Here is a 23,612-nt window from a genome sequence, read left to right as displayed (position 1 = left end):
GCAGGCGGATCTAGCCGACCGGACGGCCGCGCCAGGACAGGCGCCGCCGCTTGCGCAGATGGTACGACCGTAGGGTCAGCCAACCGAGGACCGCGACCGACACGGGGTGGCTCAGCGCGTCGGGCCAGGCCCGTCCGCCGGTGGCGCGGGCGCTGACCACCCGTCCCACCACCCCCGCCAGGTACGTCAGGGCGGCCACCCCGGCCAGGGCCGGTGCCCCGGCCAGCAGGGCGGCCACGGCGACCAGCGGCGGCGCGGTGTAGAGCAGGAGCAGCAGACCGACCACCAGCGCGGCGGCCAGCGGATGACCGAACGTGGCCCACAGCGACTTGGTGTAGCCGTCGCGCAGCTGCGGCCAGCTGTCGTACATCCGGCAGGAGGCCAGCCGGGAGCCGTCGGCCAGGGCGATCCGACCACCGGCACGTTTCACCGCGCGGGCCAGCTCGATGTCCTCCAGCACCCGGTCGGCGACCGCCGCGTGCCCCCCGGCCCGCAGGTAGCCGACCCGGTCGACGACCAGGAACTGCCCACCGGCCGCGGCCAGCGACGGCCGCTGCGAGCGTTCCATCGCCCGCAGCGGCAGGAAGGTCAGCCACAACCACTGCAACAACGGCTGCACCAACCGGTCGGTCACCGTCCGCACCACGATCTTCGGGTACGGCGACAGCAGCTCAGCCCCGGCGGCGCGCAGTTCGGTGACCGCCGCCGCCACGGCGTACGGGCCGAGCACCACGTCGGCGTCGACGAACACCAGCGCGTCGGCCGAGGTCTCGACGCGGCTGGCCAACTGCCAGCAGGCGTACGGCTTGCCCAGCCAGCCCGGCGGCGGGGCGACCCCGGTGCGCAGGGTGACCCGCGGATCGTCGCCGACCACCGCACGGACCACCTCGGCGGTGCCGTCGGTGGAGCCGTCGTCGAGCACCACGATCCGCAGCCCGGGTACGCCGCGCTGGGCGAGCAGCGCCCGCAGGCACGGGGTGACCCGGTCGGCCTCGTCGCGCAGCGGCAGCAGCACGCTCACCCGCTCGTCGGTCTGCACCGGCCGGTCCGCCGGGCGGCGCAACCACCGGCCGGCGTTGACCAGGGTGTGCGCGGTCAACGCGACGACGACGAGCAGGACGACGAGCGGCCCGGTCATGCCGCGACGTCGGCCCTGGTGAGCTCCGCGCCGGCGTGGTCGTCGCCGGTCCGGCGGGCCCGCAGCAGCGTCACCGCCAGCGGCACCGCGATCACCGCCATGCCGACCCCGCCCCACAGGGCGGAGGCGGGCAGGTCCAGGAAGACCGCGTGGGCCAGCACACTGGAGGCGTACGTCCACAGGTAGAGCGCGTACATCGGCCGGTCGCGGGCGTCGGTGTCGGCCACGGCGGCACCGGCGAGCGGCCGCAGCGCGGTCATCACCAGCACCCCGAACAGCAGCCAGCCCAGGTAGTTGCTGACCGGGATGCCGGCCAGCCCGGGCAGTGCCGGGGTGGCGTCACGCCACACCCAGTGCCCCTCGGCGACCATCTGCGGGTCGAGGAAGAGGTCCCAGGTGGCCAGGCCGAGGGTGGCCAGCCCGATCCGCGCCGGCCACCGCCACCACTCGCGTGCCGTGCCGCCGCCGATGAGTCGGGTCGCCACCAGCCAGGCCGGCCAGGTCATCCAGGTCCAGGCCAGCGGGATGATCAGCGGCACCCCGGCCAGTTTCGGGCCGAGCTGGCCGGAGTAGTCGTAACTGCCGAACGGGAATCCGGTGGCCACCCCGAGTGCCTCGATGGCGAAACCACCGCCGCTGGCCAATGCGATCAGCGCGAACGCCGTACGCGGGCCCCGGCTGAGCAGGGCGTGGCCGACCGAGAGCAGGTAGCCGAGCACCACGGTGGCGACGGTCAGCCGGGCCCGGGTCGTCCCGCTGGTCAGCGGGTAGCAGATCTGCGCCAGCACCAGCAGGGCGAGCATTCCCCAGGCGTACGCCCGGGTCACCGGCCGGGCCGATGGTCCGCCACTCATGATCGCGGCGGCTGCGCGGGCGCGGGCAGGGGCAGGTCCCGGCCGAGCACCCCGAACGGGCGTTCGTCGCCGGGGAAGTGGAAGTCGCGCAGCAGGTCGACGAAGCCGAACCGGCGGTACAACCGCCAGGCGCGGGAGGTCTGCTCGTCGGCCTCCGGGGTGGACAGCAGCGTGGTCGCGCCCTCGGCCATGGTGAGCAGCGCCCGCAGTTGCCCGGCGCCCAGGCCGTGTCCCTGCGCCGGTGGGCGTACGTGCAACTCGACCACCTCGAAGCAGTCGGTCAGCCAGCGTCGTCGGGCGTCCGGGTCTAGTGCCCGCCAGACCTGGTCGTGCCACCACTGGCCGGGGCCGCCGAGGTAGCCGTAGCCGAACCCGGCCAGGTGCCCCTCGGCGGTCAGGCTGGCGACGGCCCGGAAGCCGGGACGGCGTACGTGGGTGGCGATGTAGCCACGGCGGGCCTCCAGCAGGTCGGCGCGGTAACCCATGGCCTCGCCGTAGACGGCCACCACGTCGTCCAGCCGTCGGAGGAGATCGTCCGGTGTCCACCGCACCAACCTCATGCCCGTCCACCCTTCGCCGGGTCGCCGTCGACCCACCCCAGTACCGTCCGGTCACCGATCACGTCACGCACCTCGAACCGGGTGAAGAGTTCCTCCGCGTACCACCGCGCGGTCTCCGTCCGGGTGATCGCGGCCCGGTGCTCCGGGTGACGGTACGCGAACCCCACCAGGTCTGTCGGATCACGCCACACACTCACCGTGCCCTGCCAGCCCAGCGGGGCCTCGCCGACGCCGAAGCGGGCCAGCAGGCCGGGCGCGGCGTGCAGGGCGGCGGCCACCGGCGGGATCGCCCGCCAGAAGGTGAGCGCGCGGGTCGGTCGCAGCCGGGCCCGGGTCAGGGCCAGCACCGGCCCGCTGACCCGGCCACCGGTCGGCTCGCCGAACGGCCGCCGGCCGGACCACTCGCCCCGGCTGCTCAGTGGCCGCAGGTCGAGCCGGACGCCGGCCACGGCGATGCGGGACCAGGCCCGACCCACCGATGACTCGGCGAACCGGGTGGCCGCGGCGGGGGAGTCCCACACCGTCAACGCCGCCCAGCGGGTCAGGTCGGCGTCACCCGGCCCGAAGCCGGTGCCGGTCCCGGTGCCGAGCAGCTTGCCGAACCGTACGCCGGGCAGGGCGCGCAACCGGCGCGGATCCCGCGCCATCCGGACCAGCGCCCGGCCCACGGCGGCCCGGGGAATCCGCCACACATGCAGGGTGACCAGCTCCGGAACGTGCTCTGGCTCGCTCACGCCGCCGCCTCGCTGCGCTCGCCGCCGGCGCGAGGCACCACGCTGCTGTGCTTGATGGTTCGCTCGCTTCGCTCGTTCACGCCACGTCGGTCGGGGTTCCGCCGGTGATCCGCAGCAGTTCGGCGTACGTGGTGGGAAAGACCGCCTGCGGTACGCCACCGGCGGCCCAGACCTCGTCGTACTTGTCCAGGGCGTTGTCCACCAGGGTGCGCAGCGGCTGCGGATGGCCCACCGGGGCGACCCCGCCGATCACCTGGCCGGTGTGCTCCTTGACGAACTGCGGGGTGGCCCGGCGCAGCCGGGTGATGCCGAGCCGGGCGGCCAGGCCGGTGGTGTCCACCCGGTGCGCGCCGGAGGTCAGCACCAGCAACGGGGCTCCGTCGGCGTCGAAGACGAGCGAGTTGGCGATGGCCCCCACGTCGACGCCGAGCGCCTCGGCGGCGGCTGCGGCGGTGTGCACGGCGTCGGGCAACAGGCGAACCGTGGCCGGTGCGGCGGAACCGTTGCGCGCCTGTGCGGCGTCGAGCGCGTCCTGCACCGCCCGGACGTTCGGGTGTGACTGCATCCCGCCATTCTTCCCGGTGCACGGCCGGACGGTGCAGCCGGAGTCGGTGGCCAGCCGTCGCTGACGGCCGTCGGGACTGCCGGGGCTGCCGGGCTCGGGGCGGAGCGGGGAAATCGGTGACCGGAGGATGCCGGTGCGCGCCACACGTTGCATTTTCGTCGGGGGGAGGGTGTACTGTCAGCAGCAGTTAGAACGGATGTTCGATTGAGTCGAACGTTCGTTCCAACCCCCCTCGGGGCGGGTGTTTCGCGGCATCCGGCTCCGAGAGAGGTGCGGTACCGCGGACCGCACCGGGCTTCGGGCAGTCGCGAGTCCGAACCCATCAGGCAGGAACGTCGCTCGCCGCCCACGACCCCCGGGCGGCGAGCGACGGACCCGCCGGTACGCCGGCCGGGTGTGGTGTGGGGAAGCTCCACACCCGGCCCGGCCACCCATCTGGTGCGTCTTCCTCCGCACCGCCCGCCGCGGGTGTCCCGCGCCGACGGATCTCCTCCGTCGGGCGATCGCCCGCCCCGGTCCGCCTGGAGGAGACATGCCGACCAGCCCGGCCCAGGTGCCGACGGTGCCCGCGCACGTGCTGCCGCACCGCACTCCCGCCCAACTGCTGGCGGTGGCGCGGCAAGGGCTCGCCGAAGCCGCTCGGACGAGTCCCGACGGTCTCCGGTACGCCACCGCCCACCTCGCGGCCCTGCGTGCCGCCGCCGCGGTGCTCGCCGCCCGCGCCCGCCCCGCGCCCACCCGCCGCAGCCGGATCACCAGTGTCTGGGTCCTGCTCGCCAGCGTCGCCCCCGAGCTGAACGAGTGGGCCAACTACTTCGCCGTCGCCGCCGGCAAGCGGGCCGCCGCCGAGGCCGGCATACCTCGGGTGGTCACCGCCCGGGAGGCCGACGACCTGCTCCGTGCCGCCGGGGATTTCGTCACGGTGGTCGAGTCCGCACTCGGCATGGCCCATCAGCCGGCGATCGAAGGGCTCGTCGCCTGAGTCTCGGCGTCCGGTCACCACCGGCGGGACCCAGGGTGACCGGACGCCGTCCGACAACGCGCCGACCTGACCATGCCGTGTCGGCACGTCCTCATCCGAAGCAACGACAGCACCATCCTCGGGCCGGGGCCCGGGGCGATCCGACGGGGGTAGATCCGATGGCGGGCCGCATGGTCGTCGGTTCTGCCGCGCTGGCCGCGCTGGTGCGTCCGGCCAGCGCCCCCGATCCGGCGGGCGGCCACCGGATGCTGCCGGTACGGCCCGAGCTGAGTGGGTTGCTGCCCGGCCGCGGGTTGCGGCGCGGCAGCACCATCGCGGTCGGCGTCGGGCAGCCCCGGCACAGCGGCACCACATCGCTGCTGCTCGCCCTGCTCGCCGAGGCGTCCCGCGCCGGCTCCTGGTGTGCGGTGGTCGGGATGCCGACCTTCGGCCCCGGTGCGGCGGCCGAGGCGGGAATCGCCCTGGATCGGCTCGCCCTGGTGCCGCAGCCCGGTCCGGAATGGCCCACCGTGGTCGCCGCGCTCATCGACGGGGTCGACGTGGTGGTCACCGCCGTGCCGGCCGCCGTCTCCGCCTCCGTCGCCGGCCGACTGGCCGCCCGGGCCCGGCAACGCGGCAGCGTGCTGGTGCCGTACGGCCGGTGGGACGGCGCGGATGTGACGCTCCAGGTGGTACGCGGGGTGTGGGAAGGGCTCGGGTCGGGGCGAGGGCGGCTGCGTCGCCGCGAGGTGACCATCTCGGCGCGTGGCCGAGGTGCCGCCGCCCGGCCCAAGGAACTCACGGTGTGGCTGCCCGGTGCCGAACTGACCCGGGTCATCCCCCGGTCGTCCGCTCCCCGCGACAACCACGCCGCGATCATGCACTTGCGGTCGGCGAAATGAGCATCTCGCGGCTTATGCGGCGACGCAAAGTGCAAGATCGCGGGTGGGTGAGGGTGGCGTGAGTGCGGCCACGCGGACCTTGCTGCTCTGGTGCCCGGACTGGCCGGTGCTCGCCGCCGAGATCATCGACGGGGTGCCGGCCACCGGGCCGGTGGCGGTGCTGCACGCCAACCGGGTCCTCGCCTGCTCCGAGCAGGCCAGAGCCGAGGGGGTACGCCGAGGGCTGCGCCGACGGGAGGCACAGGGGCGCTGCCCGGGGCTGACCGTCGTCGACCACGATCCCGGGCGGGACGCGCGGGCCTTCGAGCCGGTGGTGGCCGCGGTCGAGGAGGTGGCGGCCGGGGTCGAGGTGGTCCGCCCCGGCGCCTGCGCGTTGCCCGCCCGGGGGCCGAGCCGCTACCTCGGCGGTGAGGAGGCGGCGGCCGAACGGATCGTCGAGCACGTCGCGCAGAGTTGCGCGGTGGAGAGCCAGGTCGGCGTCGCCGACGGGGTCTTCGCCGCCGGGTTGGCCGCCCGACAGGGGCGGATCGTGCCGCCCGGTGGGACGCCGGAGTTCCTGGCCGCCCAGCCCGTCGAGGCGCTCGGCCGGCCCGCCCTGGCCGACCTGCTGCGCCGGCTCGGAGTGCGTACCCTCGGTGACTTCGCCGCGCTGTCCGCCGGTGACGTGTTGGCCCGGTTCGGTTTCGACGGGGCGCTGGCCCACCGGATGGCCGCCGGGCGGGACGACCGCCCGCTCGCGGTCCGGCGTCCCCCGGTCGACCTGACGGTCACCACCGACCTCGACGAGCCGATCGAGCGGGTCGACGTCGCGGCGTTCGCCGCCCGGACGCTGGCCGAACGGTTGCACGAGCGGCTCGCCGGGCACGGGCTGGCCTGCACCCGGCTCGGCATCGAGGCGGTCACCGCGCACGGCCAGGAGTTGCACCGGGTCTGGCGGCACGACGGTCTGCTGAGCGCGGCGGCGATCGCCGACCGGGTCCGTTGGCAACTGGACGGCTGGCTCACCGGCGCCCGCCGGGGCGGCCCGGCCCGGCCCACCGCCGGGATCATCCGGCTGCGGTTGGTGCCGGACGGGCTGCTGGCCCAGGCCGGCCTGCAACCGGGGCTGTGGGGCGAGACCGGCGAGGAGCGCGAGCGGGCGCATCGGGCGCTGAGCCGGGTGCAGGGACTGCTCGGCCCCGAGGCGGTGGTCACCGCCGTGCTCGGTGGCGGGCGGTCCCCGGCCGACCAGGTACGGCTGGTCCCATGGGGCGACGAACGGCTACCCGCCCGTCCTGGTGCCACCCCGCTGCCCGCTCCTCCCGATGCTGCCCCGCTGCCGGCTCGTCCCGGCGCTGCACCGTTGCCTGCCCGTCCTGGGGACGCGCCGTCGGCTGCTCGTTCCGGTGCTGTTCCGCTGGCTGACCGCCCGGATGCGCCGCTGCCGTCCTGGCCGGGGCGACTGCCGCCGCCCTCGCCGGCGGTGGTGCTGCCCACTGCGCTCGCCGTGCAGGTGTGGGATGCCGCTGGTGGGCCGGTGACGGTGAGCGCCCGGCTGGCGATGAGCGCCCCGCCGGCCCGGCTGAGCATCGATGCGACGGCCGAAGCCCCGGTCCCGGTCGGCGTGGGCAGGGGAGCCGAGATCGTCGGCTGGGCCGGTCCGTGGCCGGTCGACGAGCGGTGGTGGGCCCCGGCCGAGGCCCGTCGCCGAGCCCGCTTCCAGGTCTGCCTGGCCGACGGCACCGCACTGCTGCTCGCCGTCGAGCACGGCCGATGGCTGCTGGAGGCGATCTATGACTGACGTGAATCTTGGTACGAAACGGCCCTCCTGGGGGCCGGAACGCACCAAGATCGTGGCGGCGAGGTGGGGACGATGAGTTTCCACAATCCACGGCTGCCGTGGTCGGAGCTGGAGCGGGTGCTCTCCGGTCGGCCGGGGAGCGGGGGCGGGCAGGGCAGGAGCGGCGGGGGCAGGAAGGGCAGCGGGAAGGGGGAAGGCGGTGGGGAGCGGCATCTGCATGTGGTGGATCCGCTCGCCGTCGACGCCGACGGGGGTGACTCGCCGGCCTGGAGCCGGCGGCGGGAGCACTACAGTCCACCGGAGCTGACCCGACCCGACGGCGTGCTGCCGTACGCGGAACTGCACGCGCACACCAACTTCAGCTTCCTCGACGGCGCCAGCCACCCGGAGGAACTGGTCGAGGAGGCGACCCGGCTGGGGCTCACCGCGCTCGCCGTCACCGATCACGACGGCTTCTACGGCGTGGTGCGCTTCGCCGAGGCGGCCCGCGCCCTGCACCTGCCGACGATCTTCGGGGCGGAGCTGACCCTCGGCCTGCCCGGCCCGCAGAACGGGGTACCCGACCCGCACGGCAAGCACCTGCTGGTGCTGGCCCACGGCCACGAGGGGTACGCCCGGCTGGCCACCACCATCGCCCGCGCCCACCTGCGGGGCGGCGAGAAGGGCCGCCCGGTCTACGGTGAGCTGGAGGAGATCGCCGCCGACCTTCGCGATCACGTGCTGGTGCTGACCGGCTGCCGCAAGGGGCACGTGCCGGCCGCCCTGCTCACCAGGGGGGTCGACGCGGCGGCCCGCGAGCTGGACCGGCTCACCACGCTGTTCGGCGCGGAGACGGTGGCGGTGGAGCTGACCGATCACGGGCATCCGATCGACGGCGACCGCAACGATGCCCTGGCCGAGTTGGCCACCGCCGCCGGGCTGCCCACCGTGGCCACCGGCAACGTCCACTACGCCACGCCGGGGCGGCGTCGACTGGCCACCACCCTGGCCGCCGTACGGGCCCGGCGCAGTCTGGACGAGATGGACGGCTGGCTGCCCGCCGCCGGCACCGCCCACCTGCGCTCCGGTGCCGAGATGGCGGCCCGGTTCGCGGCGTACCCGGGTGCGGTGGCCCGGGCCGCCGAGTTCGGCGCGGAACTCGCCTTCGACCTGCAACTCGTCGCACCGCAGCTGCCGGCGTACCCGGTGCCGCCGGGGCACACCGAGATGAGTTGGCTGCGGCAGCTCACCGAGGCCGGCGCGCGGGAACGCTACGGCCCGCGCGAGGCGCACCCGCAGGCGTACGCGCAACTCGACCACGAGCTGAACATGATCGAGGCGCTGGGCTTCCCGGGCTACTTCCTGGTGGTCTACGACATCGTCGAGTTCTGCCGCCGGGCCGACATCTACTGCCAGGGCCGGGGCTCGGCGGCCAACTCGGCGGTCTGCTACGCACTGCGGATCACCAACGTGGACGCGGTCCGGCACCGGCTGCTGTTCGAACGCTTCCTGGCCCCTGAACGCGACGGCCCGCCCGACATCGACGTGGACATCGAGTCCGACCGTCGGGAGGAGGTCATCCAGCACGTCTACGCCCGCTACGGCCGGGAGCACACCGCCCAGGTGGCCAACGTGATCTCGTACCGGCCCCGGTCGGCGGTACGGGACGTGGCCAAGGCGTTCGGTTTCTCGCCCGGCCAGCAGGACGCCTGGAGCAAGCAGATCGACCGCTGGGGTGACGTGGCGGCGGTGGACGTGCCGGAGATCCCCGAGCAGGTGATCGCGTACGCCAACGAGGTGCAGACCTTTCCCCGGCACCTGGGCATCCACTCCGGCGGCATGGTGATCTGCGACCGGCCGGTGATCGAGGTGTGTCCGGTGGAGTGGGGCCGGATGCCCGGCCGCAGCGTGCTCCAGTGGGACAAGGACGACTGCGCCGCCGTCGGCCTGGTCAAGTTCGACCTGCTCGGCCTGGGCATGCTCTCGGCGCTGCACTACGGCTACGACATGATCGGGATGAGCCTGGATCTGGGCGAGGAGACGCTCGACGACCCCGAGGTCTACGACATGCTCTGCCGGGCCGACTCGGTCGGGGTGTTCCAGGTGGAGAGCCGGGCCCAGATGGCCACCCTGCCCCGGCTCAAGCCGCGCGAGTTCTATGACCTGGTGGTCGAGGTGGCGCTGATCCGCCCCGGCCCGATCCAGGGCGGCTCGGTGCACCCGTACATCCGGCGCAAGAACGGGCAGGAGCCGGTGACGTACGCCCATCCGCTGATGCGCAATGCCCTGGAGAAGACCCTCGGCGTGCCGCTGTTCCAGGAGCAGTTGATGCAGCTCGCCATCGACCTGGCCGGCTTCGACGCGGCCGAGGCCGACCAGCTGCGCCGGGCGATGGGAGCCAAGCGTTCGGTGGAGCGGATGGCACGCATCGCCGACCGGCTCTACGCCGGCATGGCGCAGCGGGGCATCACCGGCGAGTTGGCCGACGACGTCTACCGCAAGCTCACCGCGTTCGCCAGCTACGGCTTCCCGGAGAGCCACGCGATGAGCTTCGCCTACCTGGTGTACGCCAGCTCCTGGCTCAAGCGCTACCACCCGGGTCCGTTCCTGGCCGCGCTGCTCAGCGCCCAGCCGATGGGCTTCTACTCGCCGCAGACCCTTGTCGACGACGCCCGCCGGCACGGCGTGCAGGTACGCCGCCCGGACGTCAACGCCAGCGGGGTGAAACCGGTGCTGGAGTCCACAGCGGAGACCCGGTGGGGCAGCCAACCCGGGGAGCCACCGCACGCCTGGGGGCTGGGTGGCCCGGCCGTACGGCTCGGGCTGTCGGGTGTGCGTACCCTCGGCGAGCCGGTGGCGCAGCGGATCGTGGCGGAGCGGTCGGCGCACGGGCCGTACCGGGACATGCCGGATCTGGCCCGGCGGGTCGGTCTGACCGCCGCCCAGTTGGAGGCCCTGGCCACCGCGGACGCCTTCGCCTGCTTCGGACTGACCCGGCGGCAGGCGTTGTGGGCGGCCGGCGCGGCGGCGCAGGACCGACCGGACCGGCTGCCCGGCACGGTGACCGGCGCGGCCGCGCCCACCCTGCCCGGAATGGAGGCGGTGGACCGGCTGGTGGCCGACGTGTGGGCCACCGGGTTGTCCCCGGAGAACCATCCGGCCCGCTTCATCCGCCCGCAGTTGGAGGCGATGGGTGCGGTGCCGATCGACCGGCTGGGCCGGGTCGAGCCGGGTCGGCGGATCCGGGTCGGCGGGATCGTCACCCACCGGCAGCGGCCGGCGACCGCGGGCGGAGTCACCTTCCTCAACCTGGAGGACGAGACCGGCATGCTCAACGTGACCTGCTCACCGGGGTTGTGGCAGCGCCAGCGGCGGGTGGCCCGGACCAGCGCGGCGCTTGTGGTACGGGGAAGGCTGCAACGACACGAGGGGGTGACCAACCTGGTCGCCGACCGGTTGGAGGCCATCGAGCCGCCGGTCCGGCCGGCCTCCCGCGATTTCCGCTGACGACGGTGGACAACACCGCTGCGGCGGACCCGACCGGGGTGACCGGGGCCGATGCCCGGTGGACTCAACCTCGGCTGCAGGGCCGGCGGGGCAGGCCCTAGGCTCGACCGGGTGGAACAGACCCCAGGCGCGGCCGGGCCGCCGTTGACCCCCCGTACCGCCGTGGTCTGGTCGGTGCTGCGCGCCGAGCTGGACCGTCGGCCCTCCGCCGAACTGACCGTGCTGGACGTGGGTGGCGGCACGGGTGGCTTCGCCGTGCCGCTGGCCCAGGCCGGGCATCGGGTCACCGTGGTCGACGCCAGTCCGGACGCGCTCGCCGCGCTCAGCCGCCGGGCCGCCGAGGCCGGGGTGGCCGACCGGGTACGCGCGGTGCAGGGTGACGGTGACGCGCTCGCCGGGCTGGTCGAGCCGGACAGCGTCGACCTGGTGCTCTGTCATGCCGTACTGGAGGTGGTCGACGAGCCGGCGTCGGTGGTGGCCGCGCTGGCCACCGCGCTGCGTCCCGGCGGCGCGGCGAGCGTGCTGGTCGCCGGCCGGTCGGCGGCGGTGCTCGGCCGGGCCATGAACGGGCACCTCGACGTGGCCGCCACACTGGCCACCGACCCCACCGGCACCGCCGGGCCCCGGGACACGTTGCGCCGCCGCTTCGACGCCGAGAGCGCCGCCGCGCTGTTGACCGCCGCCGGTCTCACCGTCGAGGAGATCCACGGCGTACGCGTCCTCGCCGACCTGCTGCCCGCGGCCGTGGCAGACGGTCAACAGGGTGCCCTTGTCGAGTTGGAGCGGGCGCTGGCCGCCCGCTCGCCCTGGCGGGACCTCGCCGTGCAACTGCACCTGTTCGCCCGCCGCCCGGCATGACCGACACCACCGCCACGCCCGGCGTCACCGCCGTGCCGCATCCGGGAGGCAGCGAACGCGTCCAGGGCTCTCTCCTCGCACCGGTGACGCCGGAGTACGGCGGGAGAAGCCTGGCGGACGTGCTGCCCAGCGCACTGGCGGTGCTCGGCGTGCCCGGCGGCACCGACCTGCTCGGGCTCGCCGACGAACTGGCCGGGGTGCGCCGCGTCGCGGTGCTGCTGGTCGACGGGCTCGGCTGGCACCAGCTCCCGATCGCCGCGCCGTACGCGCCGACCCTGGCCGGGTTGACCGCCACCACGGGACGACCGCTCACCTGCGGATTCCCCTCCACCACCCCGACCAGCCTGGTCACCCTGGGCACCGGTACGGCCTCCGGCGCGCACGGCGTGCTCGGTTTCACCCTGCGGGTGCCCGGCACCGACCGGGTGCTCAACCACATCGAGTGGACCGACGACCCGCCACCGATGCGCTGGCAGCCGGTCACCACCGCGCTGCAACGCGCCCGGGCCGCCGGTGTCGCGGTGACAGTGGTCAGTCGGCCGGAGTTCGGTGGCAGCGGCCTGACCGTGGCCGCCAACCGGGGAGGCGACTACCGGGGGGCCGCCGGGGTCGACGCGCTGGCCGCCACGATGCTGGCCGCCCTGACCGCCGGGACCGGACCCACCCTGGTCTCCGGCTATCACCCGGACGTCGACCGGCACGGCCACCTCAGCGGCGTCGACTCGGTGCCCTGGCGGACCGCCGTCACCGACCTGGACGCGCTGTTGGCCCGGCTGGTGGACGGGTTGCCGTCGGACGCGGCGCTGCTGGTCACCGCCGACCACGGGCAGTTGAACGTGCCGGCCGAGCACCGGTTCGACCTGGACACCGACCCCCGGTTGACCGCCGGGTTGCAGGTGGTCGCGGGGGAACCCCGGGTGCGCTACCTGCACGTCGTCCCGGGGGCCACCGAAGACGTACGGGCCGCCTGGTCGCAGGTGCTGGGCCCGGCCGCCCGGGTGCTGACCCGCGACGAGGCGGTGGCCACCGGCTGGTTCGGGCCGGTATCCGAGGAACACCTGCGCCGCATCGGCGACATCGTGGTGGTCTGCAACGACACGTACGCCGTGCTGGCCAGCCGGTCGGAGAGCCCGATGCTGTCCCGGCTGGTGGGTTTCCACGGCGCGGACACGGCGGCCGAGATGACCATCCCACTGCTTGTCGTACGGGGCTGACCGGCCTGGATGTCGGTGCCGGGGATGTCGGTGTCGGGGGCTAACCTGCCCGGGTGGGCCGCAGCCAGTCGTTACCTCGGGGCGGTGATCCCCGCTTCGGGCCGGACGCCGACGACACCGGCTGCCCGATCCTGCACGTCGACATGGACGCCTTCTACGCCTCGGTGGAGGTGCGGCACCGGCCGGAGTTGCGCGGCCGGGCCGTCGTGGTCGGCGGAGTCGGGCCGCGCGGGGTGGTCAGCTCCGCCAGCTACGAGGCCCGACAGTACGGCGTACGCAGCGCGATGCCCACGATGCGGGCCCGCGCCCTCTGCCCGCACGCGATCTTCCTGCCGCCGGATTTCACCCGCTACACGGCCGCCTCCCGAGCGGTCATGCAGATCTTCCGGGACGTCACTCCGCTGGTCGAGCCGCTCTCGCTGGACGAGGCGTTCCTCGACGTCGCGGGGGCCCGGCGGCTGTTCGGCTCACCCGCGACGATCGGCCGCCGCATCCGTGAACGGGTCGCGGCCGAACAGGGACTGACCTGTTCGGTGGGGGTGGGGCCGAGCAAGTTCGTCGCCAAGCTCGGCTCGACCCGGGCCAAACCCGACGGGCTGCTCGTCGTACCGGCCGCCCAGGTGCTCGACTTCCTCCACCCGTTGCCGGTGTCGGCGCTGTGGGGGGTGGGGGAGCGTTCCGCTGAGGCGCTGCTGCGGCTCGGTCTGCGTACCGTCGGTGACCTCGCCCAGGCGCCGATCGGCATGCTGCGTACCGCGCTGGGTCAGGCCGCCGCCGCGCACCTGCACGAGCTGGCCTGGGGGCGGGATCCGCGCCGGGTCAGCCCCGAGCAGGTGGAAAAGTCGATCGGTGCGGAAGTCACCTTCGACGTCGACGTCGACGACCCGGAACACCTCCGCCGGACGTTCCTCGCGCTGGCCGAGAAGGTCGGTGCTCGACTGCGCGATGCCGAACAGGTCGGGCGGACCGTGTCGATTAAAGTGCGGATGTCGGATTTCCGCACCATCAGTCGATCGCGCACTCTGGAAGTACCCACCGACGTCGCTCGGGAGATCTTCGACATAGCGTGGTCCTTGTTCGCCGCCCTGCCGTCCGGCGAGCAAATCCGTCTTGTCGGAGTACGAGCGGAAGGACTGCACCGGGCGGACGCCACACCCCGGCAGCTCACCCTTGGTGAACCGGAGCGCGGATGGCGGGAGGCGGAGGTCGCCGCCGACGCGGCGGCTGCCCGATTCGGGCGGTCCGTCATAGGCCCGGCGAGTCTTCTCAGCGGCCGAGATACGCGACGAAAGGAAAATCCGACGCGGCCATAGGTCGTCCCGCTTTCCGACGCGCGAGCCCCCTCGTAGACTTGCGGGTAAGCAGCCGGTTGGCTGCCACGGTCTGTCGGCCCGACCGGACCGACCAACGTGACCGGGGAGGAGTGCCGTGCCGCTCTCGGAGCACGAGCAGCGGCTGTTCGAGCAGATCGAGCGGTCGCTTGCCGAGGACCCCAAATTCGCCTCGGCCGTGCGCGCCAGCGATCCGCGCTTCCACGCGCGGCGTCGCCTGCTCGTCGCTGCCGGCCTGATCATCGCCGGCTTGGCGTTGTTGGTATATGGCGCGGTGATCAAAACTCCGCCGCTGGCAGTGGCGGGATTCGTTGTCATGCTGGCCTCGGCCGCGTTCGCGGTGCAGTCGCACCGTCGATCGCAGTCGCCGGACCTGCACGTGGTCGGGGGCACGGCGAGTCGTCGCCGATCCCGCGGTCGTGCCGGCCGGCGGCCGGGCTTCATCGACCGGATGGAGGACCGGTGGCGGCAGCGCCCGGAGGGGCACCGCTGACCCGGTGATCCGGCCCATGCAGCCTTAGGCGGCGGATCGCGTCACCGGGCCCACCCCGGGGCGCACACCTGAGCTCGATCGACCCCCGGTCGATCGAGCCATCCGCCTGCCCCACCCCACCCTCCACCCCCCCTAACCCCACCTCGCGCTCACCCATCCCCCATGGTCGGGCGTCCTCGACACCCGGTCCCGTGTGACCCTGCGCCCTCGTGGGCCTCCGCGCCCGCCACCCCGCGCCCCCGCGCCCCGCGCCCCCGCGCCCCGCGCTCCTGCGCCCCGCGATCTTGCACTTTTGGTCGGGACTTAATGGGTCAAGACGGGCATTTAGGCGACCAAAACTGCAAGATCGTGGGCGTGAGGATCCCGTGCCCGCGTCGCGCACCGTCCCGTCCTGTCCTGCGTCCCGCCCACCCCCGCGCCCCGCGATCTTGCACTTTCGGTCGGGACTTATTGCAGCGAAACGGTCATTCGGGCGACCGAAACTGCAAGATCGCGGGGGTACGGGGGCGGGGTACGGGGCCGGGCGGGCGGGGGAGTGGGGGTGGGGGGTTAGCGGGTGGTGCGGGTGGCTAGTAGGCGGCGGGGGTTGAAGCGTAGGAGTCGGGAGCGGAGTTGTCCGCCGGAGGTGACCAGGCGGGCGGAGGTGTCCGCGACGGCGGTACGCCAACGGCCCAGCACCGAGGGCGGCAATGCGGTCGCCAGCAGGCGGGTACGGCGGTCGGCCTGCCCGGCGAGGGCGCTGCGCACCGTGCGCAGTGCGGCTGGCAGGGGCTCGCCGGTCAACGGGTCGCGCGCGTAGCGGGCCCGCTCCTCGGCCCGCCCGAGCAGGCGTACGGCCGTACCGGCGTCGGTGTCGGTGCCGATCGACTCCCGGGCCAGCCGGTCGGCGGTCGCCCGGGGGGTCTCCGTCGGGTCCACCCGGACCCGGTAGTCGACAAGTGTGTCGATCAGCTCGTCCCAGGCGGCGTGGGCGTCCGCGCGGGCCCGGTCCGGATCGGTGCTGACCGTTACCCGTGGTTGACCAGTGGTGGTCGAGTCCGCGGTCGACGGGTCGAGTGTCCGGGCGACCGGGGCGAGTCGACCGCGTCGTCGCCGCAGGGCGAGTCGGCGCAGCGCCGGTACGGCGAGCAGGGCGAGCAGCGCCAGCAGGCCGGCGACGGTCAGCCAGGGCCAGGTCGACGTAGGGCTGGCCGGGGTGTTCGGGCCGGCGCCCGCGCCGGTGTCGACACCTTCCTCGAACTGGTTGGGACCGCGATCCGGTGTCTCCGTGGGGTCGGTGTCGTCGGGCGTGTCCGACGTGTCGGTCTGCGGCGTGGTCTCCTCCGGGGCGTCGACGTCCGGCGCCCAGGCGGAGCGGGTCGAGCCGGGCACCCCGTAGGTCGGGGTGGCGTCGAACGGCACCCAGCCGATCTGGTCGAAGTAGACCTCGGTCCAGGCGTGCAGGTTCCGGTTGGTCAGGGTCAGCGTGTCACCGCTGCGCCGGTTGCCGTTGGTGAAGCCGAACGCGACCCGGGCCGGGATGCCGGCGTCGCGCACCATCCAGGCCAGTGCGGCGGCGTACTGCTGGCAGTAGCCGGCCTTGTTCTCCAGGAAGTCGAGGATCTGCTGGCCGCTGGTGCCCTCCGCGGTGCTCAGCTGATAGGTGAAGCCGTTGTCCTCGGAGAAGTAGTCGTAGAGGGCGCGCACCTTGTCGTACTCGGTGCGCTTGTCCTGGGTCAGCTCCGCGACGAGGGCCCGCACCTCGGGCACGTCGGGGGTGACGGTCTGTTGCCGACGCAACGGCAGGTCGGCCGGCAGCGGCTGCGCCGAGCGCAGGGCTTGCGGGGTGTACGTCGAACGCACGTAGTCGAACGAGAACTTCTTGCCCCGGGAGTTGTCCCGGTTGGAGAAGAGCACCTGCAGGTTGGGGTCGTAGAACCAGTTGTTGCCGAGGTCGGAGAAGTTGACCGGCTCGGTGTAGAACGGCAGCAGCGGCATGTTCAGCTCGCGGGACACCTCCACGGTGGCCCGGTGCTGCGTACGCTCGACGCCGGGTCGTTGCCCGCCCGGGTCGGGCAGGTCCCCGGTGGCTCGCTGACCGTTGGGGCCGCGGACCCGGAAGCCGTCCGCGCGCAGGTCGTCGGCGACGCCGAAGCGCAGGTAGAAGGGCTCCTCCTCGGTGGTGGTGACCTTGACCAGGTCGGTCACCTGCGACTGGTTGAGTTCACCGCTGAGCGCGGCGAACAGGTCCACCCGACCGGGGGAACCGCCCAGCCCTGTGCCGCCGAGGCCGGAACCGGCACCGGAGTTCAGCGAGTTCATCAGGCCGACGGTCATCCCCGGCACGGCCAGCGGCACCAGTACCGCCAGCGCGAGGCCCAGCACGGCCAGCCGTCGGCCCGCGGCGGCCAACGGAGAGGCCTCCCACACGTCGACGTCGCGACCGTCGCCGGTGAACCGGCGGCCGAACCGGCGGACCCGGTCCACGTTGTCGGTGACGAGCAGCCAGAGGAAACCGGCGGCGCCGATGGCGAACGGCAGCGGAGGGACGCTGTCCACGTAGACCGCCACCGGCACCGAGTAGATGGCCAACATCGGCAGTCCGGCCAGGGCCGGGCGGCGCATCCCGACGCAGAGCACGTCCACCAGCACCGCCACCGCGCCGATGCCGAGCACGGTGACGAACAGCAGCGGATCGGTGTCGGGAACCTTCACCCCGTAGGAGCGCATGTCGTGGACCGAGCCGGTGAGCAGCTCGGCGAAGTGCCCGAAGGTGCCCGGTGCGGGCAGCACGGCCAGCAACTCGGAACCGCTGGGGAACAGCCAGGTCAGGGCGAGCACGAGGCCACCCAGCATGGCCAGCACCTGGGCCCAGAGCGGGGCCCGGCCGAGCCGGGCCAGCGCCGCCGCGGCGGCCACCGCGGCCACCGCGATGACGGCCTGCACGAACCACGTCCAGCGTTCGAAGATGGCCGACAGGGGCGCGGCGGCGAGCAGCGTCGCTGCGGCGGCCACCAGGCCCAGGTTCCGGTGGGCGATCATGAGGGGGACCTTCCGTTCATCGCACGCCGCCGGCCACCGTCTCGGCCATCGCCGCACGCAGGGCGAACCCTTGTGAGCCGCGGCCGGCCTGCGGCCAGAGCGCCGGCAGTCGCGCGCCGTGGTCGACACCGATGACCCGCCAGCCGGCCTGGAGGAGGACCAGGGCGGCGGCGTCGTGTGCCTGGTCGGCCTCGGCCCGGGCGGGTGCGGGCAGGTTGAGCCAGGCGGAGCTGTCCAGCAGGAAACACACGCAGGTGGCGTTGTTGGCCCGCAGACCGGCGAGCAACTCCGCCTCGGCGGTGCTCAGCGACCCGAACAGGCCGATGACCAGGCCGCCGTCGGCGCGTTGCCGGACGTGCTGCATCAGGGTGGTGATCTCGACCCGCTGGTCCAGCCGGACCTCCGCGAGATGGTCGAGCAGCAGCCCGTCGCCGCCCTCGCCCGCGTCGACGTCCGCACCGCCCCCGGTGACCAGGCGCAGCTTGTAGCCGGCCTGGCGCAGGTGGACGGCGATGCTTGCCGCCCCCGAGACGGCCCATTCGAAGCTGGCCGTCGGCCCGTCACCGTGGTGGCCGTACGCCCGGGTGTCCAGCACGACGGTGGCCCGGCTCTCCCAGGGCTGCTCCTCGCGCCGCACCATCAGCTCACCCGTGCGGGCGGTCGACTTCCAGTGCACCCGGCGCAGATCGTCGCCGCGGCGGTACTCACGGGTCGCCGCGTCGTCCTCGCCGTGCACCGCGACCGAGCGGGCCCGGCTCTCCCCGCTGCCGGTGTACTCCCCGGGCAGCCGCACCGACGGCAGGGGCACCACCTGCGGGATGACCGTGAGCCGGTCGGTGCCGGGGAAGGCCCGGGTCAGTTCACACAACCCGAACGGGTCGGTCAACCGGACCACCAGCGGACCCACCTCGTACCGGCCGCGGACGTCGGCCCGCACGGTGTACGCCACCGAGCTGGCCTGGTGCGCGCCGAGGCGTTCCAGCACCACCCGGGGGCGGCTGCCCAGCGCGTACGGCAGGCGGTCCTCCAGCAGCAGGGTGCCGGTGGGCAGCCGGGACATGTTCTGCAACCGCAGCACCACCCGGGCGTTCGCGCCGACCGGTATCCGGTGCGGCTCAAGCGACCGATGACAGGCCAGCTTGTACCGGCTACGGCCGACGTAGAGGGCGGCCAGCAGGGGCAGGACGGCCAGCAGCACGGCCACCCGCAGCAGATCCTTCTCGCCGAGGATGCCGGCGGAGATCGCCGCCGCCACCGCGGCGGCCAGGAACGAGCGGCCACGGGTGGTCAGTCCGCGCAGACCGTCACGCACGTCACGGCCTCCGCGGCTCGAAGGGGGGCCGGCCGTTGCCGGTCGGCGGCCGGTTGTCGTACGGCGAGCGCTTACGGTCGTGCGGCAGCGGCAACCGGTGCACCAGGTCGGCGATGATCGCGTCGGTGGTGCGGCGGGCGAGCTGGGCGTCGGCGGTCGGGATGAGCCGGTGCGCCAGCACGGGCACGGCGAGCACCTGAAGATCGTCCGGCAGCACGTAGTCGCGCCCGTCGAGGGCGGCCACCGCCCGCGCGGTACGCAGCAGTTGCAGCGTGCACCGGGGGGACGCGCCGAGTCGCAGGTCGGGCGACTCGCGGGTCGCCGTGACCAGGTCGATGGCGTACTGCTTGACCGCGTCGGCGACGTGCACCTGCCGGACGTGGCCGATCAGCCGGCGTACCGTCTCGGCGTCGGAGACCGGCCGCAGCGCCGCCAGCGGATCCACCGCGCCGTGCGCGTCGAGCATGGCCAGCTCGGCGGTCGGGTCCGGGTAGCCCATCGCGATCCGGGCGGTGAAGCGGTCCCGCTGCGCCTCCGGCAGGGGGTACGTCCCCTCCATCTCGATCGGGTTCTGAGTGGCGATCACCATGAACGGCGTCTGCAGCTGGTAGGTCACCCCGTCGACGGTGACCTGGCGTTCCTCCATGCACTCCAACAGGGCGGACTGGGTCTTCGGCGAGGCCCGGTTGATCTCGTCGCCGACGACCAGGTTGGCGAAGACGGCACCCGGCCGGAACTCGAAGTCGTGCGTCTCCTGGTTGTAGACGCTGACCCCGGTGACGTCGCTGGGCAGCAGGTCGGGGGTGAACTGGATGCGCCGTACCGAGCAGTCGATCGAACGGGCCAGGGCCTTGGCCAACTTCGTCTTGCCGACCCCCGGCACATCCTCGATGAGCAGGTGACCTTCGGCGAGCAGGACGGCCAGGGCGAGCCGCACGGTGGCGGTCTTGCCCTCGATTACCTGTTCGATGTTGGCCACGATGGCGTCGCTCGCGGCGCGGAACTCGTCGAACGGCAACAGGCCGCCAACCTCGTCCCAGGTCTGCTGTGTCACGGGCCTCCTCCTCGTCGCCATCACGGCAGCTCTGTTGTAAGAGCACCTGGCCCCGCCGTTGGGTTCGCGACGTGCAAGCCTCGTCTGCCGCAACAATCTCACTGGCCTCTCAGGCTAACCATGTTTGTCGCCGACGCCGACCTGCGCAGCTGTTTGAGTGCTTACGCACCGGTTTGTCACTCACGCAGCGCATGTCGCTGGTTCTTGTCGGGTGATGGGGGTCCGGGTGGGTGGTGCACGACGCGGTCGTACCGGTTGGCGGTACACTGCCGGACATGGCCGGAGTCTTCCTGCTTACCCAGCCGTGCTGATGCGCTGAAGGCGCGACAGCACGGCGGCCCCTCCTGCGTGAGGGGCTTTTTCGTGCCCGCCGCCGGGTCGGGGCGGGCCGCCGAGACAGATCCGAGACCAGCCAGCACTCCGACAGACTCCGCCGAGCGATGCGAGGAGAAGGCCATGAGCGAGCGGCAACGAGCGAGCGAGGCAGCCACCCCGACGAGCGACACCCCACCGTTCCGGTACACCGCGACGCTGGCCGACGAGATCGAACGCCGCTGGCAGGACGTCTGGGAACGCGACGGCACCTTCCACGCGCCGAACCCGTCCGGCCCGCTGGCCGACCCGGGCCACCCGCGCTCCGGCGCCGAGAAGCTGTACGTGCTGGACATGTTCCCGTACCCGTCCGGCGCGGGTCTGCACGTCGGGCACCCGCTGGGCTACATCGGCACCGACTGCTTCGCCCGCTACCAGCGGATGGCCGGGCGCAACGTGCTGCACGCGATGGGCTTCGACGCCTTCGGCCTGCCCGCCGAGCAGTACGCGGTGCAGACCGGCACCCACCCCCGGACCACCACCGAGGCCAACATCGAGCGGTACCGGGAGCAGTTGCGCCGGCTGGGCCTGGCCCACGACCAGCGGCGTTCGGTGGCCACCATCGACACCGACTTCTACCGCTGGACCCAGTGGATCTTCCTGCAGATCTTCAACTCCTGGTACGACCGCGACGCCGGTCGGGCCCGCCCGATCAGCGAGCTGACCGCCGAGTTCGCAGGCGGTACCCGACGCACCCCGGACGGACGCCCGTGGGGTGAGCTGTCCGCCGCCGAGCAGCGGGCGATCATCGACGACCACCGCCTGGCGTACGTGTCGCAGGCGCCGGTGAACTGGTGCCCCGGCCTGGGCACCGTGCTGGCCAACGAGGAGGTCACCGCCGACGGCCGCTCCGAGCGGGGCAACTTCCCGGTCTTCAAGCGCAACCTGAAGCAGTGGATGATGCGGATCACCGCGTACGGCGACCGGCTGCTGGACGACCTGGACAAGCTGGACTGGCCCGAGCCGATCAAGCTGATGCAGCGCAACTGGATCGGCCGCTCCACCGGCGCCCACATCGACTTCCCGACGGCGACCGCCCCGATCCGGGTGTTCACGACCCGGCCGGACACCGTCTTCGGGGCCACCTACATGGTGCTGGCGCCCGAGCACGAGCTGGTCGACGCGCTGGTGCCGGGCGCCTGGCCGGAGGGGACCCGGGACGCGTGGACCGGCGGGCACGCCAGCCCCCGGGCCGCCGTCGAGGCGTACCGCAAGGCGGCGGCGGCCAAGACCGACGTGGAGCGGCAGGCCGACACCAAGGAGAAGACCGGCGTCTTCACCGGGGCGTACGCCACCAACCCGGTCACCGGCGGGCAGATCCCGATCTTCATCGCCGACTACGTGCTGGCCGGCTACGGCACCGGCGCGATCATGGCGGTGCCCGCCCAGGACGAGCGGGACTGGGACTTCGCCGAGGTCTTCGAGCTGCCGATCGTGCGTACCGTGGCGCCGCCGGAAGGCTTCGACGGCAAGGCGTACACCGGGGACGGGCCGGCGATCAACAGCGCCGCGCCCGACCGCGGCCTGGACCTGAACGGCCTGGGGGTGGCCGACGCGAAGGCCCGGATCATCGCCTGGCTGGAGGAGACCGGCAACGGTCAGGGCGCGACCACCTACCGGCTGCGGGACTGGCTGTTCAGCCGGCAGCGCTACTGGGGCGAGCCGTTCCCGATCGTGTACGACGCCGACGGCACCGCCATCGCGCTGCCGGAGGAGATGCTGCCGGTCGAGCTGCCCGAGGTGGACGACTTCTCCCCGCGCACCTTCGACCCGTCCGACGCCGACAGCGACCCGGAGACGCCGCTGTCACGCCGCCGCGACTGGGTCGAGGTGGAGCTGGACCTGGGCGACGGGCCCAAGCGGTACACCCGCGAGACCAACGTGATGCCGCAGTGGGCCGGCTCCTGCTGGTACGAACTGCGCTACCTGGACCCGACCAACGAGGGACGGTTCGTCGACGCCGACAACGAGCGCTACTGGATGGGCCCGCGCAGCGAGGGCGACTGCGGCGGCGTGGACCTGTACGTCGGCGGTGCCGAGCACGCCGTCCTGCACCTGCTGTACGCCCGGTTCTGGCACAAGGTGCTGTACGACCTGGGCCACGTTTCCAGCTTCGAGCCGTTCCGCAAGCTGTTCAACCAGGGCTACATCCAGGCGTACGCGTACACCGACGCCCGGGGCGCGTACGTGCCCGCCGAGGAGGTCGTCGAACGCGACGGCGGCTTCTACCTGGGCGACGTCCAGGTCAACCGCGAGTACGGCAAGATGGGCAAGTCCCTGAAGAACGTGGTCACCCCGGACGAGATGTGCGCCGCCTACGGCGCCGACACCTTCCGGGTGTACGAGATGTCGATGGGGCCGCTGGAGGTGTCCCGCCCGTGGGAGACCCGGGCGGTGGTCGGCTCGTACCGGTTCCTGCAGCGCGTCTGGCGGGCCATCGTCGACGAGCAGACCGGCGCGTCCCGCGTGGTCGACACCCCGGCCGACGAGGCGACCCGGCGACTGCTGCACAAGGTGATCGACGGCGTCCGGGGCGACATGGAGGCGATCCGGTTCAACACCGCGATCGCCAAGCTGATCGAGCTGACCAACGGGGTGACCCGGTTGCCGGCCACCCCGCGCGAGGTGGCCGAGCCGCTGGTGCTGATGCTGGCCCCGGTCGCCCCGCACATCGCCGAGGAGCTGTGGCGGCGACTGGGTCACGACACCTCGCTGACCTACGCGGACTTCCCGGTCGCCGACCCGGCCCTGCTGGTCGCCGAGTCGGTCACCTACCCGGTGCAGGTCAACGGCAAGGTCCGGGGCCGCATCGAGGTCCCCGCCGACGCGACCGAGGAGAGCGTGCGGGAACAGGCGCTGGAGGCGGTGGCCGCCGTACTGGCCGGCAAGGACCCCCGCAAGGTCATCGTGATCCCCGGCCGCATGGTCTCCGTGGTGCTGTGAAAGGAAGGGGCCCTTCCTAACGCCTCGTGTAGAG

The 23,612-nt window shown here is 73.2% G+C and carries 17 protein-coding genes; 9 read left to right on the top strand and 8 right to left on the bottom strand.

All coding sequences use genetic code 11. The features are described 5' to 3' along the window. Positions 1 to 10: 10 nt before the first annotated feature. The 5 genes from VAB18032_RS21930 to VAB18032_RS21910 form a co-directional block, all read right to left on the bottom strand. Positions 11 to 1,138: a glycosyltransferase family 2 protein gene (locus VAB18032_RS21930; RefSeq protein WP_013735114.1), complete on the bottom strand. Its 1,128-nt coding sequence runs from the start codon at positions 1,136 to 1,138 to the stop codon at positions 11 to 13. After that, on the bottom strand, positions 1,135 to 1,992 hold the full coding sequence (locus VAB18032_RS21925) for a carotenoid biosynthesis protein (protein ID WP_050814642.1): 858 nt from the start codon (positions 1,990 to 1,992) through the stop codon (positions 1,135 to 1,137). Before VAB18032_RS21925 ends, VAB18032_RS21930 begins: the two co-directional genes overlap by 4 nt. Further along, positions 1,989 to 2,552 carry a GNAT family N-acetyltransferase gene (locus VAB18032_RS21920; RefSeq protein ID WP_013735112.1) on the bottom strand — a complete coding sequence of 188 codons (564 nt, stop codon included), beginning with the start codon at positions 2,550 to 2,552 and terminating at the stop codon, positions 1,989 to 1,991. Before VAB18032_RS21920 ends, VAB18032_RS21925 begins: the two co-directional genes overlap by 4 nt. Then, a complete protein-coding gene (locus VAB18032_RS21915) occupies positions 2,549 to 3,286 on the bottom strand; it encodes a monooxygenase (RefSeq protein ID WP_013735111.1) in 738 nt (245 codons plus the stop codon). The genes VAB18032_RS21920 and VAB18032_RS21915 overlap by 4 nt, the downstream gene beginning before the upstream one ends. 76 nt (positions 3,287 to 3,362) lie before the next feature. Next, a complete protein-coding gene (locus tag VAB18032_RS21910) occupies positions 3,363 to 3,851 on the bottom strand; it encodes a YbaK/EbsC family protein (RefSeq protein WP_043725335.1) in 489 nt (162 codons plus the stop codon). Between the two features lie 532 nt (positions 3,852 to 4,383). Between VAB18032_RS21910 and VAB18032_RS21905 the strand changes: the two genes are divergently transcribed. From VAB18032_RS21905 to VAB18032_RS21870, 8 genes are all read left to right on the top strand, one after another. Then, positions 4,384 to 4,833: an SAV_6107 family HEPN domain-containing protein gene (locus tag VAB18032_RS21905; protein ID WP_013735109.1), complete on the top strand. Its 450-nt coding sequence runs from the start codon at positions 4,384 to 4,386 to the stop codon at positions 4,831 to 4,833. Positions 4,834 to 4,991: 158 nt separating this feature from the next. Continuing rightward, positions 4,992 to 5,714 (top strand): hypothetical protein, encoded by a 723-nt coding sequence (locus tag VAB18032_RS21900; protein WP_043721539.1) that lies wholly within the window; start codon positions 4,992 to 4,994, stop codon positions 5,712 to 5,714. Between the two features lie 58 nt (positions 5,715 to 5,772). After that, positions 5,773 to 7,494 carry a Y-family DNA polymerase gene (locus VAB18032_RS21895; protein WP_013735107.1) on the top strand — a complete coding sequence of 574 codons (1,722 nt, stop codon included), beginning with the start codon at positions 5,773 to 5,775 and terminating at the stop codon, positions 7,492 to 7,494. Between the two features lie 72 nt (positions 7,495 to 7,566). Then, positions 7,567 to 10,980: an error-prone DNA polymerase gene (locus VAB18032_RS21890; protein WP_043721536.1), complete on the top strand. Its 3,414-nt coding sequence runs from the start codon at positions 7,567 to 7,569 to the stop codon at positions 10,978 to 10,980. A gap of 51 nt (positions 10,981 to 11,031) precedes the next feature. Then, positions 11,032 to 11,838 carry a methyltransferase domain-containing protein gene (locus tag VAB18032_RS21885; protein WP_050814641.1) on the top strand — a complete coding sequence of 269 codons (807 nt, stop codon included), beginning with the start codon at positions 11,032 to 11,034 and terminating at the stop codon, positions 11,836 to 11,838. Next, positions 11,835 to 13,052, top strand: a complete 1,218-nt coding sequence (locus VAB18032_RS21880; protein WP_013735104.1) for an alkaline phosphatase family protein — start codon at positions 11,835 to 11,837, stop codon at positions 13,050 to 13,052. Before VAB18032_RS21885 ends, VAB18032_RS21880 begins: the two co-directional genes overlap by 4 nt. A gap of 53 nt (positions 13,053 to 13,105) precedes the next feature. Next, the gene (locus tag VAB18032_RS21875) at positions 13,106 to 14,365 is read left to right on the top strand and encodes a DNA polymerase IV (protein WP_013735103.1); all 1,260 of its coding nucleotides are present in this window, start codon (positions 13,106 to 13,108) and stop codon (positions 14,363 to 14,365) included. 115 nt (positions 14,366 to 14,480) lie between these two features. Next, a complete protein-coding gene (locus tag VAB18032_RS21870; protein WP_013735102.1) occupies positions 14,481 to 14,876 on the top strand; it encodes a DUF3040 domain-containing protein in 396 nt (131 codons plus the stop codon). A gap of 549 nt (positions 14,877 to 15,425) precedes the next feature. Here VAB18032_RS21870 and VAB18032_RS21865 read toward each other — a convergent pair. The 3 genes from VAB18032_RS21865 to VAB18032_RS21855 are packed head-to-tail and all read right to left on the bottom strand — an operon-like array spanning position 15,426 to position 20,263. Further along, positions 15,426 to 17,897: a transglutaminase TgpA family protein gene (locus VAB18032_RS21865; RefSeq protein WP_013735101.1), complete on the bottom strand. Its 2,472-nt coding sequence runs from the start codon at positions 17,895 to 17,897 to the stop codon at positions 15,426 to 15,428. Between the two features lie 16 nt (positions 17,898 to 17,913). Beyond that, complete coding sequence (locus VAB18032_RS21860; protein ID WP_013735100.1) at positions 17,914 to 19,209, bottom strand: DUF58 domain-containing protein; 1,296 nt, start codon at positions 19,207 to 19,209, stop codon at positions 17,914 to 17,916. A 1-nt stretch (position 19,210) separates the two neighbouring features. After that, complete coding sequence (locus VAB18032_RS21855; RefSeq protein WP_013735099.1) at positions 19,211 to 20,263, bottom strand: AAA family ATPase; 1,053 nt, start codon at positions 20,261 to 20,263, stop codon at positions 19,211 to 19,213. A gap of 456 nt (positions 20,264 to 20,719) precedes the next feature. Between VAB18032_RS21855 and leuS the strand changes: the two genes are divergently transcribed. Beyond that, positions 20,720 to 23,578, top strand: a complete 2,859-nt coding sequence (gene leuS / locus VAB18032_RS21850; RefSeq protein ID WP_013735098.1) for a leucine--tRNA ligase — start codon at positions 20,720 to 20,722, stop codon at positions 23,576 to 23,578. Positions 23,579 to 23,612 lie beyond the last annotated feature (34 nt).

The organism is Micromonospora maris AB-18-032 (assembly GCF_000204155.1).
GTDB lineage: Bacteria > Actinomycetota > Actinomycetes > Mycobacteriales > Micromonosporaceae > Micromonospora > Micromonospora gifhornensis.
The sequence above is the reverse complement of the archived record's forward strand: the minus strand, read 5'-3'. Positions and strand labels throughout refer to the sequence as shown.

Excerpts from the sequence above, each read along its gene's own strand:
- VAB18032_RS21930 (WP_013735114.1), bottom strand. The coding sequence starts at position 1,138 with ATGACCGGGCCGCTCGTCGTCCTGCTCGTCGTCGTCGCGTTGACCGCG.
- VAB18032_RS21925 (WP_050814642.1), bottom strand. The coding sequence starts at position 1,992 with ATGAGTGGCGGACCATCGGCCCGGCCGGTGACCCGGGCGTACGCCTGG.
- VAB18032_RS21920 (WP_013735112.1), bottom strand. The coding sequence starts at position 2,552 with ATGAGGTTGGTGCGGTGGACACCGGACGATCTCCTCCGACGGCTGGAC.
- VAB18032_RS21910 (WP_043725335.1), bottom strand. The coding sequence starts at position 3,851 with ATGCAGTCACACCCGAACGTCCGGGCGGTGCAGGACGCGCTCGACGCC.
- VAB18032_RS21905 (WP_013735109.1), top strand. The coding sequence starts at position 4,384 with ATGCCGACCAGCCCGGCCCAGGTGCCGACGGTGCCCGCGCACGTGCTG.
- VAB18032_RS21900 (WP_043721539.1), top strand. The coding sequence starts at position 4,992 with ATGGCGGGCCGCATGGTCGTCGGTTCTGCCGCGCTGGCCGCGCTGGTG.
- VAB18032_RS21890 (WP_043721536.1), top strand. The coding sequence starts at position 7,567 with ATGAGTTTCCACAATCCACGGCTGCCGTGGTCGGAGCTGGAGCGGGTG.
- VAB18032_RS21885 (WP_050814641.1), top strand. The coding sequence starts at position 11,032 with ATGCCCGGTGGACTCAACCTCGGCTGCAGGGCCGGCGGGGCAGGCCCT.
- VAB18032_RS21880 (WP_013735104.1), top strand. The coding sequence starts at position 11,835 with ATGACCGACACCACCGCCACGCCCGGCGTCACCGCCGTGCCGCATCCG.
- VAB18032_RS21865 (WP_013735101.1), bottom strand. The coding sequence starts at position 17,897 with ATGATCGCCCACCGGAACCTGGGCCTGGTGGCCGCCGCAGCGACGCTG.
- leuS (WP_013735098.1), top strand. The coding sequence starts at position 20,720 with ATGAGCGAGCGGCAACGAGCGAGCGAGGCAGCCACCCCGACGAGCGAC.